We start from the raw sequence: 14,359 nt of genomic DNA on the forward strand, positions 1-14,359 counted from the left end.
CGCTGCTTGAGGTTCTACGGTTGGAACATGACGATTCCCACCACGCCGTCCGCCGACCCCGATGCGATCGCGATCGCTGCGACGGTCGACGGGTTCAAGGCGGCGTTCCGCGACCACCCGGCGGGCGTCGCCCTGATCAGCGCGGCGACCGATCGAGGCGATGTCGGCCTCACGGCATCGTCGGTCGCGTCCGTCGCCGTCGATCCGCCGATGCTCTCGTTCTCGGTCACGCGCGCGACCGGTTCGGCCGGTGGGCTGCTCGGCGCGGACACCGTCGTCGTCCACCTGCTCGCCGACCACCACGTCGATGTCGCGAAGGCGTTCGCGAAGACGGGGGAGCCGCGTTTCACCCCTGAGCAGCAGTGGGCGCGCCTGGAGACCGGTGAGCCGTACCTTCCGACGGCTCGTGCCGTGCTGCGGTGCCGGATCGTCCAGGCGATCCCCGCAGGAAGCTCGATGCTCGTCATCGCCGAGGTCCTGGACGTCCTGCCGGCGGGCTCCGATGCCCCGGCGCTGCTCTACCAGAATCGCAACTTCCTCCGACTGGAGCCGACGCCCCTCTGAGTCGGCCCGAGCCTGCGGGTTCCCACGGTCGCCTCAGCGCGCGTCGAGCACGGAGTCGAGCAGGCCGGGGAACCGCTGGTCGAGATCGCTCCGCCGGAGCGTGAGCGTCCGGTTGCGACCGTTCGGTTCGTTGCGGATGACGCCGGCCTCGCGCAGGACCTTCATGAGGTGCGACTTCGTCGACTTCGGGATCGACGGGTCGAGTGCCGTGCAGTTCGCGGCATCCATCGGCCCGTCACGGAGCTGACGGACCATCTCGAGTCGGTCGGGATCGCTCAGCGCGAAGAGCACGGCACTCAGGACGATCGCGTCGCGCTCCGGGTGCGTGAGGTCGGTCGCTGCGGTCATGGTTCGATAATAGTTGAACAATCGGCGCGAAGCGAGTAGCGTCCTATCGTTCGAAGATTTTGGAACCGAAGGATGATGCGCGTGACCACGGAAACGATCCAGACCAGCCCGGCCCCGACGGCCGCGCCAGGCGTCGACGCTGCCGCTGCCGGCGTCGCACTGCCTCGGAGGCGCTTCGGCTTCGCGCTCGCGGGCATCGCCAGCACCCTCATGCTCACCGGGGCGAGTGCGCCGTCGCCGTTCTACCCGGCACTGGAGGAGCGGCTCGGTATCGGTGCCCTCGGGGTCACGATCGCCTTCGCGGTCTACGCTCTGGCGCTGCTCATCGCGCTGCTCACGATCGGTTCCATCTCCGACCACCTCGGGCGACGACCCGTGATCACCGTCGGCTTCGTCCTGCTCGCAGTGAGCGTCCTCCTGCTGTGGCAGGTCGACTCCGGTGGTGCACTGTATCTCGCCCGTGTCGTGCAGGGGCTTGCCAGCGGTGCGCTCATCTCCACCATGTCGGCGACCATCGCGGACTTCGCCCCGCCGAGAGCGCCTCGCCTCGCGACGCTCGTCAACACCCTCGCCCCGATGACCGGTCTCGCCCTCGGGACCATCCTCGCCGGTGTGCTCCTGCAGACCGTCGCCGATGCCGCCACCTGGACGTTCCTGCCGCTCGCGGCGGCCTACCTCGCCATCGCCGGGCTCGTGTGGCTGCTCCCGGAGACCTCTCCCCGCGCCGAGGGCTGGGCGAAGGCGTTGCGTCCGCGAGCTGCCGTACCGGTCGCAGCGCGGCGGCTCTTCGGCATCAGTGTTCCCATCGTCCTCGCCGGCTGGGCCACCGGTGGCCTGTTCCTCTCACTCGGCCCGACCATCGTCCGCACGGAACTCGGCGTCGACGGCCAGCTCGCCGGAGCGCTCCTGATCGGCCTCCTGCCTGCAGCCGGGGCGCTCGCCGCGTTCGTGCTCTATCGACGGCGACCCGTGGTGGCCGCGGTGTACGGTGCCTCGGCGCTGGCACTCGGTACCCTGTTGCTCCTCCTCGCCCTCGTGACCGCGTCCCTCCCGATCGCGGTCGCGGCCATCGTCATCGCCGGGACGGGCTTCGGCACGGCGTTCATGGGCACGATCGCCTCCCTGTTGCCGTTCGCGGCCGTGCATGAGCGGGCCGAGCTGTTCTCGTCGCTGTACATCGTCGCGTACCTGTCGTTCGGTGTGCCGGCCGTGATCGCCGGGGTGCTCACCTCGATCGCCGGCCTGCACGCGACCGTGCTCGTCTATGGCGCGGTCGTGGCCGTCGCCGCGGGAGGGGCTGCGCTGCTCCGAGCCCGCACGGCTAGCGCGGGCAGCGTCTGATCGGTCGGCGCGACGAGCCTGCAGCCCTCGCGCTCCGGGTCGCGAGCCGCGCGGACGCCTCGGCGAGCTCGGGTGGTGCGACGACCTGGATCTCTGCGTCGAAACGGCCCAGCGAGGCCGCGAGCGCCATCCAGGACCACGAACCGGAGGTGAAGCGGCAGCGGTTCGGACCCAGCTCCTCGACCGTGCCGTCGGCCGCGAACGGCGTCACCGCTGCGGCGGGCAGATGCAGGATGACCGAGCCGACGGCCAGGCGTCGTCGCCGGACTCGCGGTGCCTCGTCACCAGCGAGTACCCTCGCTGACGTGGCGAGCTTCGAGGACAAACCGATCCTGGACCTCACGCTGGAAGCGTGGGAGGCGTACCTCGCCGACGATCCGAGCGACGACGGCGTCCGGCTGAAGCTGCGGAAGAAGACGTCGAAGGCACCGGGCATCACCTGGTCGGAGGCGCTCGACGTGGCACTCTGCCACGGTTGGATCGACGGCCAGGGCAAGCGCCTCGACGACGACTACTCGCTGCAGGCCTTCACCCCCCGCCGGAAGAACAGCCCGTGGTCGCAGATCAACCGCGCGCACGTCGCGCGTCTCATCGACGAGGGCCGCATGCAGCCCGGAGGACTGGCCGAGATCGAACGCGCGAAGGCCGACGGCCGGTGGGACGCCGCGTATCGACAGAAGGACGCCGTCGCACCCGAGGACCTGCAGGCGGCGCTCGATGCGAACCCGGCGGCGGCGGCCTTCTTCGCGGGACTCCGGAAGACCGAGCGCTTCCGCGTCTTCTTCCGGTTGAACGCGATCAAGACACCGGCCACGCGTGCGGCCCGCATCGCCGACGTCGTCGCCAAGGCCGCGAGAGGTGAACAGCACTACCGCTGACCCATGAGCACACCATCACGGACACCGGGCCGGCCAGCCCTGCTCGCCCAGCTGCGTCGGCGCATGCCGCTCGACGACCTCCGCGGCGAGACGGACCTCGGCGCCGAGGAGCGCGCGTCCGGCGGACTCCGTCGTTCGCTCGGCGTCTGGCAGCTGACGATGATCAGCGTCGGCGCCACGCTCGGCACGGGGATCTTCGTGGTGCTCGGCACAGCCGTCCCGCTCGCCGGTCCCGCAGTGTGGATCGCGTTCGCGGTCGCCGGGCTCGCAGCGCTCCTGTCCGCGCTGTCGTATGCGGAGATGGCAGCCTCGGTGCCGGTCTCGGGCTCCAGCTACTCCTACGCCTACGTGACGATGGGGGAGGGCGTCGCCTGGATCTGCGGCTGGTGCCTCGTGCTCGAGTACGGAGTGTCCGTCGCGGCGGTCGCCGTGGGGGCCAGCCAGTACGTGAACGAGGCGCTCGCCGTGTTCGGCATGGGTCTTCCGGACGCCCTGGCGAACCCCATCGGTGTCGACGGAGGACTCGTCAACCTGCCGGCCGCTCTCCTCGTGCTGCTCGCGATGCTGCTGCTCGTACGCGGCGCGAAGGAGAGCGCGTGGGTGAACACGGTCATGGTGATCGTGAAGCTCGCGGTGCTCCTCGTGTTCGTCGTCATCGCCTTCACGGCGTTCACCCTGCAGCACTTCGAACCGCTCGCGCCCATGGGTGCGGCCGGTGTCGCGGCGGCGTCGAGCCGACTGTTCTTCTCCTACATCGGCTTCGATGCAGCCTCCACAGCCGGCGACGAGGCGACGAACCCCAGGCGTGATCTCCCGCGGGCGATCATCCTCTCGATGGTCATCGTCACGACGGTCTACATCCTCGTCGCAATCGCGGCGATCGGTGCGCGACCGTGGACCGGCTTCACCGACGACGAAGCCGCATTCGTCGGCATCCTCACGGCGATCACCGGGCAGCCGATCATCGGGCTGTTCTTCTCGATCGGTGCGGTCGTGGCCATTGCGAGCGTCGTGCTCACCGTGTTCTACGGGCAGACGCGCATCCTGTACCGCATGGCGCAGGACGGCATGGTGCCGGGGATCTTCGCCCGGGTTGCGCCGCGCACCGGTACGCCGGTGGCCGGCACCCTCATCGTCGGTGTGATCGTCGCGGTCGTTGCGGCGCTCATCCCGCTCGGCGAACTCGCCGACGCCACGAGCATCGGGACGCTGTTCGCCTTCGCGCTCGTGAACCTGTCGGTCATCATCCTGCGGCGATCACGACCGGACCTGGAGCGCACCTACTCGGTGCCCCTGTTCCCCGTCGTGCCGGCGCTCGGCATCCTCATGTGCCTCGGCCTCATGCTGTCGCTCGGCGGCACGACCTCGCTCGTGTTCCTCGTCTGGATGCTCGCCGGAGTCGCGCTCTACCTGGCCTACGGTCGCCGCCACTCGCGCGTCGGTGCGCTGAGTGACGACGGCTACCGCCGCGCGATCGCGCCGCCGCGATGATCGTGCCGAAAACGGTTAGACGGCGCGGTCGAGCAGTTCAGTGACGCGCTTCGCGACGGAGTCGTTCCAGGCGACGACGCCGAACGCGGTCGGCCAGAGGTCGCCGTCGTCCAGCTTCGCGCTGTCGTTGAAGCCGATCGTCGCGTACCGCGCCTTGAACTTCGCGGCGGCCTGGAAGAACACCACGGCTTTGCCGTCGGCGCCGACGTACGCGGGCATGCCGTACCAGGTCTTCGCGGCGAGACCGTAGTCGCCGCCCATGACGAGCTCGTGCAGCGGCTCGGCGATGGAGCGGTCGGGGCCCTCCATCTCGGCGATGGCGTCGACGACGCCCTGGAGTGCCTCCTCGCGGCTGGCGTTGGCCTTCATCTCCTTGGCGCGCGCCTTCATCGCGGCGCGTTCGTCCGCGGTGAACCCGCTCTTCGTGCTCGACTGCTTCGTCTCGGTCATGTCGTCGTCCTTCCGTTCGGTGCGTGGGAACGGACTTCACGATAGTCGCGGGCTCGAAACGCCGCTTCTCGAATCCTGCTCAGTGCTGCACGAGCGAGAGTCCGCCATGGCGGGCTTGACCCGGACACGATCGGCGCCTGCTCAGTCGAGCGCCCCCTCACCGAGCACCGACTCGACGATCACGGTGATGGCGAACGCGCTCGTCTCGGCGAGGTCGACGACCGTCGGGTCGATGAGCCACTGCACCTGCAGGCCGTCCATGACGGCGAGGATGGAGGCCGCAGCGCGGTGGACGGTGTCCGGGGCGGTGATGCCGCGCTCAGCGCACACCACCTCGAACGCCTCCGCGATCTCGCTGCGGAGCGTCCGGTAGCGGTCGTCGAAGTAGTGTCGCGCCGGGTGGTCCTCGGTGACGGACTCCGCTGACAGCACGACGAACGCCTGCACGATGCCGGCCCGCTGCGCGTTCGCCGTCGCCGTGCGGATGAGGTGCTTGAAGAGTTCGATCCCGCCCGGGATGTGCTGGTCGTCGAGGTTCTCGACATCGGTCGCGTCACGGTAGCTGAGCACCTCGAGGAGCAGCTGGTCCTTCGAGCCGAAGTGGTGGAGGATGCCGGCCGGCGTCATGTCGACGAGTTCGGCGATGTCGATGAGTGTGCCGTTCGCGTACCCCTTCGCGCCGAAGACGTCGAGGGCCGAGCGCACGACCTCGGCCCGCCTGGCCACGGTGGCAGGACGGGGCTGCGGCTGTCGTTTCAAAGTGCTCATGTCGTCCGTTCGGCGGGTCTGGCCTGGTGCGACGACAGGCTCGTCCATCGCTCCCCGTTCTGGATTGTAGGCCAGCGCGCTCGGCGCTGCGGCGTTCACGACCGCTCACTTGCCAACTTACTGAATGGTCAGTAAGTTATCACCGAATCACATTCTGCGACGCACTGCGGCGACGCATCACACAAGGAGAGAAGCGATGAAGCTGAGAACCTCGCTGCTGGCAGCCACTGCTGCTGCGGCACTACTGCTCACCGGATGCACCGGTGCCGGCGGGTCGAGCGACGGCCCCGAGAGCGGCGCCGCACTGACCATCGCGAAGCCGGACGGCTCGATCGCCACCGAGTCGAACAACCCGTACGTCGGCGACTCGTCCGCCATGAAGCTCGGCTACATCAACGCGATCCTCGAGCCGCTCGCCATCGTGAACCTCGTCGACCCGAGCGCCGACGTGAAGCCGTGGCTCGCGTCCGAGATCGCCTGGACCGACGACTACACCTCCGTCACCCTCACCGCCCGCGACGGCGTGAAGTGGAACGACGGCGAAGCGTTCACCGCAGACGACATCGCCTTCACCTTCCAGCAGTTCATCGACCACCCGGAGCTCGACAGCTCCGCGCTCGGCCTGACGACGGTCGCGACCGAGGGAGACACCGTCACCCTGTCGTTCGCGAACCCCATGTTCGTCAAGCAGGACAAGGTGCTGCTCAAGCAGATCGTCCCGAAGCACGTCTGGGAGTCCGTCGACGACCCGGCCACCTTCGAGAACCCCGAGCCCGTCGGCACCGGCCCGTACACGCTGACGAGCTTCAGCACGGAGAGCGTCGAGCTCAGCGCGCGTGACGACTACTGGGGCGAACAGCCCGCGGTCCCGACGCTGTACTACGTGTCCTACAACGACAACACGGCACTCACCACGGCACTCGCGAACGGCGACGCCGACTGGGCGCAGGCCTTCATCCCCAACGTGCAGTCCGCGTACCTCGACAAGGACAAGGAGCACAACGTCTACTGGGCGGCTGCGGGTCTGGCCGTCGACACGATGTTCGTGAACACCGAGACGAAACCGTTCAACGACCCGGCGTTCCGTCAGGCCGTGAACCTCGTGATCGACCGTGAGAAGCACCAGCAGATCGCTCGTGAGGGCGGCGTGCCGGAGCTCACCTCCATCACCGGCCTGCCGACTCCGGCGGGCGACGCGTTCATCTCTTCGGAGTACAAGGATGAGGACTACGCCGTCGATGCGAAGGCCGCCAAGCAGATCCTCACCGACGCCGGTTACACGTGGAACGACGACGTCCTCACCGACCCGTCGGGCGAAGCGGTCACCTTCACGCTGAGCGTCCCGCAGGGCTGGAACGACTACGTGACCGGCATCAGCCTCATCGCCGACTCCGTCAAGGAGCTGGGCGTCACGGCCGGTGTCGACACCCCCGACCAGGACACCTGGTGGGCTGCGAAGACCGAGGGCGACTTCCAGGCGATCCTGCACTGGACCGACACCGGCGCGACGCCGTACGACCTGTACTCCGACATCATGGACGGTCGTTGGCTGATGCCTGCGGGCGAAGCAGCCGACTTCAACTTCGGTCGCTACGACAGCCCGGAGGCGACCGCAGCGCTGGCCGCCTACGCGAACGCCACCGACGACGCCACCCGTGCAGCGGCGCTGGACGTGGTCGAGAAGATCTTCGTCTCGGACGTCCCGGCGATGCCGATCGGCACCCGTCCGTTCATCGGGTCGTACAACACGCGCAACTACGTCGGATGGCCGAGCGAGAAGGACCCGTACGCGCCGGCCGACCCCACGCAGCCGACCGCCGTGTACATCCTCACGCAGCTGAAGGCCGCGAAGTAGCACCGCACCAGCCGACGGGCGGGGCGCTCATCCGCCCCGCCCGTCTCCCCGCCTGCCCACTCATCCCAGAACGGAACAGTGCAGTGCCTCACAGCGCAGTGACCAGCGAAGACCTGCTGACGGTCTCCTCCTTCAGCGTGACCTACGACGTCGAACCTCCCGTCGAAGCCGTCCGGGACGTCTCCCTGACGCTCCGTCGCGGCGAGATCCTCGGCCTGGCCGGCGAGTCCGGCTGCGGCAAGACGACGCTCGCCTACGGGCTGCAACGCCTGCTCAAGGCTCCGGCCGTCATCACCGGCGGCAGCGCGATCTTCCATGACGAGTCAGGCGAGGACATCGACCTCAACGCGCTTGACGAGGAGGAGATGCGCGCGTTCCGCTGGGACAAGGCCTCGATGGTCTTCCAAGGCGCCATGAACGCCTTGAACCCGGTCATCTCGATCGGCAAGCAGCTGGACGACGTCTTCACGACGCACCGCAAGGGGCTCTCCAAGGCGGAACGCCGTGACGAGTGCGCGAAGCTGCTCGACATCGTCGGCGTCGGGCGCGACCGCCTCAAGTCGTTCCCGCATGAGCTCTCCGGCGGTATGCGCCAGCGCGTCATGATCGCCATGGCGCTCGCGCTCAAGCCGCAGCTGATGATCATGGACGAGCCGACCACGGCACTCGACGTGCTCGTCCAGCGCGAGATCCTCCAGCAGATCTCGGACCTCCGCACCGAGTTCGGCTTCTCCGTCATCTTCATCACCCACGACCTCCCGCTGCTCCTGGAGATCTCCGACCGGATCGCCGTCATGCGCGCGGGACGACTCGTCGAGATCGACACCGCGGAGCAGATCTACCACCACGCCAAGGACCCGTACACGCGGAAGCTGCTCGCGTCGTTCCCGAGCCTCACCGGCGACCGCGGCGACTTCGTGCGCGGCACCAGTGCCGCGTCGGCCTCGCAGGCAGGAGCCATCGCATGACCACCCTCGAGTTCTCCCATGTGTCCAAGCGCTACCGGGTCCGCGGGTCCGGTCACATGCTCGCGCTCGACGACGTCAGCTTCACGCTGGAGTCCGGCCAGACCCTTGCCCTCGTGGGGCAGTCCGGGAGTGGGAAGTCGACGATCGCGAAGATCCTCACGCAGCTGGAGCGTGCGACGAGCGGCGACATCCTGCTCGACGGCAAACCCATCCCGCGCCGCGGCAAGGCGCTCCGCCGGTACCGTCAGCAGGTCCGGATGGTCTTCCAGGACCCGTTCGCCTCCCTGAACCCATACCACACGATCCGGCACCACATCGAGCGCCCGCTGCGCCTCGACCACGTGGTGCCGGAGGCCGAGGTCGAGACCGAGGTCAACCGACTGCTCGAACGGGTGCAGCTCGATCCGGCCGGCACGATCGACCGCCGCCCGCACGAGCTCTCCGGCGGTCAGCGCCAACGTGTCGCCATCGCCCGTGCGCTCGCGTCGCGTCCCTCGCTGCTGATCGCCGACGAGCCCGTCTCCATGCTCGACGTCTCCATCCGTCTCGGCGTGCTCAACCTGCTCGCCGACCTGCAGCGCGAGTCCCAGCTCGGCGTGCTCTACATCACGCATGACCTCGCGACCGCCCGCCACTTCAGCGACGAGATCATGGTGCTCCACCATGGCGAGGTCGTCGAACGCGGGCCCGCCGACGACGTGATCCTGCGTCCACAGCACCCCTACACGCTCGCCCTCCGGAACGCGTCCCCCGACCCGGACCGCCACTTCGCAGGCAGCGCTCCTTCAGGCGGCGGTCCATCAACATCTGCGAGGACCCCCTCATGACCTTCTTCCTCCGTCGCGCCGCCTTCTACGCCTTCACCGCGTGGGCAGCGGTCACCATCAACTTCTTCCTCCCGCGGATGCTCAAGGGTGACCCGGTGTCCGCCTACATCCAGAAGAACCAGGGGCGTATCAGCCCTGAGGCAGCCGACTCGCTCCGCACGCTGTTCGGTCTCGACACCGACCGCTCGGTCCTCGAGCAGTACATCGACTACTGGAAGCTGCTGTTCTCGGGCGACCTCGGCCGCTCGTTCTCCAAGGGCCTCGCGCCGGTCACCGACGTCATCGCCGCAGCACTCCCGTGGACGGTCGGCCTCGTCGGCATCGCGACCATCCTGTCGTTCGTGCTCGGTACCTCCATCGGTGCCCTGATCGGCTGGAAGCGCGGCAGCAAGGCCGACTTCATCGTGCCGGTGTCCACGTTCTTCTCCACCGTCCCGTACTTCTGGATGGGCCTCATCGCCATCGCCGTGTTCTCCACCCTGCTCGGCTGGTTCCCGGCCTCGCACGCCTACGGGAAGGGGTCGAGACCGGAGTTCTCGCTCGACTTCATCGGGCAGGTGATCGCGCACGGCTTCCTGCCGGCGGCGACCATCGTGCTGGCGTCGCTCGGTGGCTGGATCCTCGGCATGCGCAACATGATGGTCACCGTCCTCGACGAGGACTACGTCACCGTCGCGCAGGCGAAGGGTCTGCCGACGCGTCGAGTGCTCGTCAACTACGCCGCCCGGAACGCCATGCTCCCGCAGCTGTCGAGCTTCGCACTGTCGCTGGGCTTCATCGTCGGCGGCACGATCGTCATGGAGATGGTGTTCTCCTATCCGGGCGTCGGCAAGCTGCTGCTCGACGCGACGACGGCGAAGGACTACCCGCTCATGCAGGGGTTGTTCCTCGTCATCACGCTCACCGTGCTCGTCGCGAACATCCTCGCCGACGTCGCCTACGCCGTGCTCGATCCTCGCACCCGCCAGCTGGAGTCCTGACATGACCATCCCCACCACCATGGCAAACGCCACCGCGCAGGCGTTGAAGCCTGCACCGCGCAGTCGTTCGTTCAGCGCACGGTTCGGTCAGTCGTTCGCGATGTTCCGCAACGGCAAGTCGATCACTGGCCTCTGCATCCTCGGCTTCTTCGTACTCGTCGCCGTCTTCGGCGATCTCATCGCGCCGTACGGACCGCTGGAGAAGGACTTCACCGCACTGCGTCAGGCGCCCTCCCTCGCGCACCTGCTCGGCACGACGCACATGGGCGAGGACGTCCTCAGCCAGCTGATCTACGGAACCCGCGGTGTGCTCATCGTCGGTTTCCTCGCCGGCATCTTCGCGACGATCATCGCCGTCGCGATCGGTGTCACCGCCGGTTACGTGTCCGGGTTCAAGAGCGAGTCGCTCTCCGCGCTGACGAACGTCTTCCTCGTCATCCCTGGTCTGCCGCTCATGATCATCGTGGCATCGCAGTACGACAACCCGAGTCTGTTCCTGATCGCCGGTGTGCTGGCGCTGACCGGATGGGCGTGGGGCGGCCGTGTGCTGCGGGCGCAGACGATGTCGCTCCGAAACCGCGACTTCGTCCAGGCGGCTCGCGCGAACGGTGAGTCGCTGTTCCGCATCATCACCGTGGAGATGCTGCCGAACCTGACGGCGATCATCGCGTCGAGCTTCGTCGGGACCGTCACCGCAGCCGTCCTCGGCCTCACGACGCTGGCGTTCATCGGCGTCATCCCCATCACCAACCTCAACTGGGGCACCATCCTGTTCTGGGCACAGCAGAACGGCGCGTTCCCCGACTTCTGGTGGTGGTACGTACCCGCCGGTGTCTGCATCGCGCTCCTCGGCGTCGCGCTGTCGCTCATCAACTTCGGGATCGACGAATACGTGAACCCTCGGCTCCGATCGGCCGGTGAGCGCGCGCGGGCGCTGCGGAAGCGGGGCATCAAGCCCGGGAGCAGCATCACGGCTGTGCGCGTATCGACAGAGAAGACTGAAAGGCTCACCGAATGAGTATCGACATCACAGAGACCACCCGTCCCGGCAGCGGCAGCGCTTTCCGACCGGATTACCTCGACGCCACCCTGCCGATCTCGGAGCGGGTCGACGACCTCGTCGGCCGCATGACGACCGTCGAGAAGGTCGGGCAGATGATGCAGCTCGACGCCCGCGACGACATCGAGGCGCACGTCCTCGAGACGCACGTCGGCTCGATCCTGCACTCTTCGCCGGAGCGGCTCGCGCTCGCCCATGAGCTCACTTCGCGGACGCGCCTGCGTATCCCGTTGATCGTGGGGGAGGACTGCATCCACGGTCACTCGTTCCACCTCGGTGCGACGATCTTCCCGACGCAGCTCGGCATGGCCGCGAGCTGGGACGCCGGCCTCCTGGAGCGCGTCGCCCGGGCCACGGCGATCGAGGTCGCGGCCACGGGCGTCCACTGGACCTTCTCACCGGTGCTCTGCATCGCCCGCGACCTCCGCTGGGGTCGTGTGGGGGAGACCTTCGGCGAGGATCCGTTCCTCATCGGCGAACTCGCCTCTGCGATGGTGCGCGGCTACCAGGGCGACGGCCTGACCGACCCCACCGCGATCCTCGCGACCGCGAAGCACTTCGCCGGGTACTCCGAGACCCAGGGCGGCCGCGATGCGAGCGAAGCGGACATCTCGCCGCGCAAGCTGCGCTCCTGGTTCCTGCCTCCGTTCGAGCGCGTCGCCCGAGAGGGCTGCGCGAGCTTCATGCTCGGGTACCAGTCGATCGACGGCGTCCCGATCACGGTCAACGAGTGGCTGTTGAACGACGTGCTCCGTGACGAGTGGGGGTACGAGGGCACGCTCATCACCGACTGGGACAACGTCGGTCGCATGGTCTGGGAGCAGCACGTGAGCCCGGACTACGTGCACGCCTCGGCTGCTGCGATCCGTGCCGGCAACGACATGGTGATGAACACCCCCGGCTTCTTCGACGGCGCGCTTGCAGCGATCGAGCAGGGACTGCTGGCCGAGGCCGACCTCGACCGGGCGGTCCGTCGCATCCTGACCCTCAAGTTCGCGCTCGGGCTGTTCGAGGACCCACGTCACCCGGATGCCGCTGCGCAGCAGGCGATGGTGGGTTCCTCGGCGCACACCGAGCTCAACCTCGAGGTCGCGAGGCGTTCTCTCGTGCTGCTGCGCAATGAGGGCGTCCTCCCGCTCGCAGGCGGGTATGAGGCGGACGACGCCGGTCGCGCTGTCGCGACCGCCGAGTCCGGGCCGTTGCGTATCGCCGTCGTCGGACCGCTCGCCGAGGACGCGCAGATGCAACTCGGCGACTGGGCCGGCAACTCCGGCCAGGCCGGTTGGCTGCCCGACGGCCAGCCGCGCGAGATGATCACGACCGTGGTCGACGGACTGCGGGCTGTGGCGCCGGAGGGGTCCACGGTGTCGGCGGCGTTCGGCGCCGACATCCTGACGCTCTCACCGAACCCTGCCGGAGCGACGTTCCCTGACGGGCAGCCCCGTCCGCCGGTGGTCACGCCGGCGGACGCGGACGCTGCGCTCATCGCGGAGGCTGTCACGAATGCCGAGCAGGCCGACGTGGTCGTCGCGGTCGTCGGCGACCGCATCGAGCTCGTCGGCGAGGGCCGGTCGACCGCCACGCTGGAACTCATCGGTGGGCAGGTCGCGCTGCTGGACGCACTGGCCGCGACGGGCAAGCCGCTCGTCGTCGTCCTGCTCGCGTCGAAGCCGCTCGTGCTGCCGCCGTCCGCGCTGGGTGCCGACGCGATCGTGTGGGCCGCGAGCCCTGGCATGGAGGGCGGCCGAGCTATCGCGGAACTGCTGCTCGGACTCATCGAGCCGACGGGGCGTCTGCCGATCTCGTTCGCCCGGCACGCCGGCCAGCAGCCGACGTACTACAACCAGATCCGCGGCCAGCACGGCGACCGGTATGCCGACCTCACCCAGGATCCGGCGTTCGCGTTCGGCGACGGTCTGTCCTACTCGAGTGTCGAGTACGGCGAGGTCCGTCTCGCGGCCGATCAGCTCGGCGTCGACGACACCGTCCGCGCCGAGGTCGAGGTGCGCAACACCGGCGCGCGACCCGTGCTGGAGACGGTCCAGCTCTACGTGAGCGACCTCGTCACCTCGGTGAGCTGGGCCGACCAGGAGCTGAAGACGTACCGCCAGGTCGAGGTCGGCACCGGCGAGACGGCGACCGTCGTCATCGAGCTGCCGGTCGCCGACTGCACGATCGTCGACGCCCGCGGCCGACGCGTCGTCGAGGCGGGCGAGTTCGAACTCCGCATCGGTGGTTCGTCTCGCGCCGAGGCGCTCAGGACGGCGCGCTTCACCGTGCGATAGCGGACGGGACCCGACGCGGTCGCCGCAATCGTCGACCGCATGATGCAAGTAGTCGTAGCCCCGCCCCGATTCATCTTGGCCTGAACGCAAGCAGCTCTTGACGTTGGTGAACGACGTTGCTGACGCGTCCCGTCGGTTCAGAAACTGTGCTCCAGGGCCGTGATGTGCGTCAGGGGGCACAGAGGGCCCGCTCGGTGCGGGCGATGGACCAACGGTCGCAACTACATCGCCAACGGTGTTGGAAGATTGGCGCCGACATCCACTTCGAGGGGGCCGATGTGCCGCTCGAGATGCCGCGAGTGACGTCACCCAAGCCGCACGTCGACTCTGCGCTGCCCAGGACCGAGGACTGACGGTCATCGCCGAACTCGCATGCGCCAACACCCAGTCGCCGCTTACGTCTGGTCGAGCATGTGCCGAATCGATCGGAGCGCCATTGCCACGCGTCGCTTTCTTCCCTACAGTATTGTTTAATATTTCTAACTCGTGAGGATGATATGTGGCACGAGAAGGTACGTTTTCTCGGCACACACGGGGCCTCTCG

General features: G+C 68.1%; 14 protein-coding genes. 10 read left to right on the forward strand and 4 right to left on the reverse strand.

Features of this window, described 5'->3' with window-relative positions; genetic code table 11:
• Window positions 1-27 precede the first annotated feature (27 nt).
• Window positions 28-564 (forward strand): flavin reductase family protein, encoded by a 537-nt coding sequence (locus ABMA10_RS05275; protein WP_347867401.1) that lies wholly within the window; start codon window positions 28-30, stop codon window positions 562-564.
• A 33-nt stretch (window positions 565-597) separates the two neighbouring features.
• Here the strand turns inward: ABMA10_RS05275 and ABMA10_RS05280 are convergent, their stop codons facing one another.
• Window positions 598-912, reverse strand: a complete 315-nt coding sequence (locus ABMA10_RS05280) for an ArsR/SmtB family transcription factor (protein ID WP_347867402.1) — start codon at window positions 910-912, stop codon at window positions 598-600.
• Window positions 913-993: 81 nt separating this feature from the next.
• On the opposite strand from ABMA10_RS05280, the gene ABMA10_RS05285 reads away from it, so the two are divergent.
• A complete protein-coding gene (locus ABMA10_RS05285; RefSeq protein WP_347867403.1) occupies window positions 994-2,253 on the forward strand; it encodes an MFS transporter in 1,260 nt (419 codons plus the stop codon).
• On the opposite strand, the gene ABMA10_RS05290 is transcribed toward ABMA10_RS05285, so the two are convergent.
• A complete protein-coding gene (locus ABMA10_RS05290; RefSeq protein ID WP_347867404.1) occupies window positions 2,234-2,578 on the reverse strand; it encodes a hypothetical protein in 345 nt (114 codons plus the stop codon). The two genes, ABMA10_RS05285 and ABMA10_RS05290, sit on opposite strands and share 20 nt — an antisense overlap.
• Here ABMA10_RS05290 and ABMA10_RS05295 point away from each other — a divergent pair.
• Together ABMA10_RS05295 and ABMA10_RS05300 are read left to right on the forward strand one after the other, a co-directional pair.
• Window positions 2,559-3,131 (forward strand): YdeI/OmpD-associated family protein, encoded by a 573-nt coding sequence (locus ABMA10_RS05295; protein WP_347867405.1) that lies wholly within the window; start codon window positions 2,559-2,561, stop codon window positions 3,129-3,131. The genes ABMA10_RS05290 and ABMA10_RS05295 overlap by 20 nt on opposite strands.
• 3 nt (window positions 3,132-3,134) lie before the next feature.
• Complete coding sequence (locus ABMA10_RS05300) at window positions 3,135-4,622, forward strand: amino acid permease (protein ID WP_347867406.1); 1,488 nt, start codon at window positions 3,135-3,137, stop codon at window positions 4,620-4,622.
• Window positions 4,623-4,637: 15 nt separating this feature from the next.
• On the opposite strand, the gene ABMA10_RS05305 is transcribed toward ABMA10_RS05300, so the two are convergent.
• Window positions 4,638-5,072, reverse strand: a complete 435-nt coding sequence (locus ABMA10_RS05305) for a hypothetical protein (RefSeq protein ID WP_347867407.1) — start codon at window positions 5,070-5,072, stop codon at window positions 4,638-4,640.
• A gap of 141 nt (window positions 5,073-5,213) precedes the next feature.
• A complete protein-coding gene (locus ABMA10_RS05310) occupies window positions 5,214-5,840 on the reverse strand; it encodes a TetR/AcrR family transcriptional regulator (RefSeq protein WP_347867408.1) in 627 nt (208 codons plus the stop codon).
• Window positions 5,841-6,036: 196 nt separating this feature from the next.
• Here ABMA10_RS05310 and ABMA10_RS05315 point away from each other — a divergent pair, with 196 nt between their 5' ends.
• The 6 genes from ABMA10_RS05315 to ABMA10_RS05340 all read left to right on the forward strand — a co-directional run bounded on the left by ABMA10_RS05315 (window position 6,037) and on the right by ABMA10_RS05340 (window position 13,815).
• A complete protein-coding gene (locus tag ABMA10_RS05315; protein WP_347867409.1) occupies window positions 6,037-7,695 on the forward strand; it encodes an ABC transporter substrate-binding protein in 1,659 nt (552 codons plus the stop codon).
• A 98-nt stretch (window positions 7,696-7,793) separates the two neighbouring features.
• Window positions 7,794-8,663 carry an ABC transporter ATP-binding protein gene (locus ABMA10_RS05320; RefSeq protein WP_347867410.1) on the forward strand — a complete coding sequence of 290 codons (870 nt, stop codon included), beginning with the start codon at window positions 7,794-7,796 and terminating at the stop codon, window positions 8,661-8,663.
• Window positions 8,660-9,490, forward strand: coding sequence for an ABC transporter ATP-binding protein (locus ABMA10_RS05325; RefSeq protein WP_347867411.1), 831 nt, complete (start codon window positions 8,660-8,662; stop codon window positions 9,488-9,490). Before ABMA10_RS05320 ends, ABMA10_RS05325 begins: the two co-directional genes overlap by 4 nt.
• Entirely contained in the window at window positions 9,487-10,470 is a 984-nt protein-coding gene (locus tag ABMA10_RS05330; protein WP_347867412.1) for an ABC transporter permease, read from the forward strand. Before ABMA10_RS05325 ends, ABMA10_RS05330 begins: the two co-directional genes overlap by 4 nt.
• 1 nt (window position 10,471) lies before the next feature.
• Entirely contained in the window at window positions 10,472-11,488 is a 1,017-nt protein-coding gene (locus tag ABMA10_RS05335; RefSeq protein ID WP_414693632.1) for an ABC transporter permease, read from the forward strand.
• Entirely contained in the window at window positions 11,485-13,815 is a 2,331-nt protein-coding gene (locus ABMA10_RS05340; RefSeq protein WP_347867413.1) for a glycoside hydrolase family 3 N-terminal domain-containing protein, read from the forward strand. The genes ABMA10_RS05335 and ABMA10_RS05340 overlap by 4 nt, the downstream gene beginning before the upstream one ends.
• Window positions 13,816-14,359 lie beyond the last annotated feature (544 nt).

It is taken from the genome of Plantibacter sp. RU18 (assembly GCF_050613355.1).
Taxonomy (GTDB): domain Bacteria; phylum Actinomycetota; class Actinomycetes; order Actinomycetales; family Microbacteriaceae; genus Plantibacter.

Coding starts and splice junctions, on each gene's coding strand:
- ABMA10_RS05275 (WP_347867401.1), top strand. CDS start 28: ATGACGATTCCCACCACGCCGTCCGCCGACCCCGATGCGATCGCGATC.
- ABMA10_RS05280 (WP_347867402.1), bottom strand. CDS start 912: ATGACCGCAGCGACCGACCTCACGCACCCGGAGCGCGACGCGATCGTC.
- ABMA10_RS05300 (WP_347867406.1), top strand. CDS start 3,135: ATGAGCACACCATCACGGACACCGGGCCGGCCAGCCCTGCTCGCCCAG.
- ABMA10_RS05305 (WP_347867407.1), bottom strand. CDS start 5,072: ATGACCGAGACGAAGCAGTCGAGCACGAAGAGCGGGTTCACCGCGGAC.
- ABMA10_RS05310 (WP_347867408.1), bottom strand. CDS start 5,840: ATGAGCACTTTGAAACGACAGCCGCAGCCCCGTCCTGCCACCGTGGCC.
- ABMA10_RS05315 (WP_347867409.1), top strand. CDS start 6,037: ATGAAGCTGAGAACCTCGCTGCTGGCAGCCACTGCTGCTGCGGCACTA.
- ABMA10_RS05325 (WP_347867411.1), top strand. CDS start 8,660: ATGACCACCCTCGAGTTCTCCCATGTGTCCAAGCGCTACCGGGTCCGC.
- ABMA10_RS05330 (WP_347867412.1), top strand. CDS start 9,487: ATGACCTTCTTCCTCCGTCGCGCCGCCTTCTACGCCTTCACCGCGTGG.
- ABMA10_RS05335 (WP_414693632.1), top strand. CDS start 10,472: ATGACCATCCCCACCACCATGGCAAACGCCACCGCGCAGGCGTTGAAG.
- ABMA10_RS05340 (WP_347867413.1), top strand. CDS start 11,485: ATGAGTATCGACATCACAGAGACCACCCGTCCCGGCAGCGGCAGCGCT.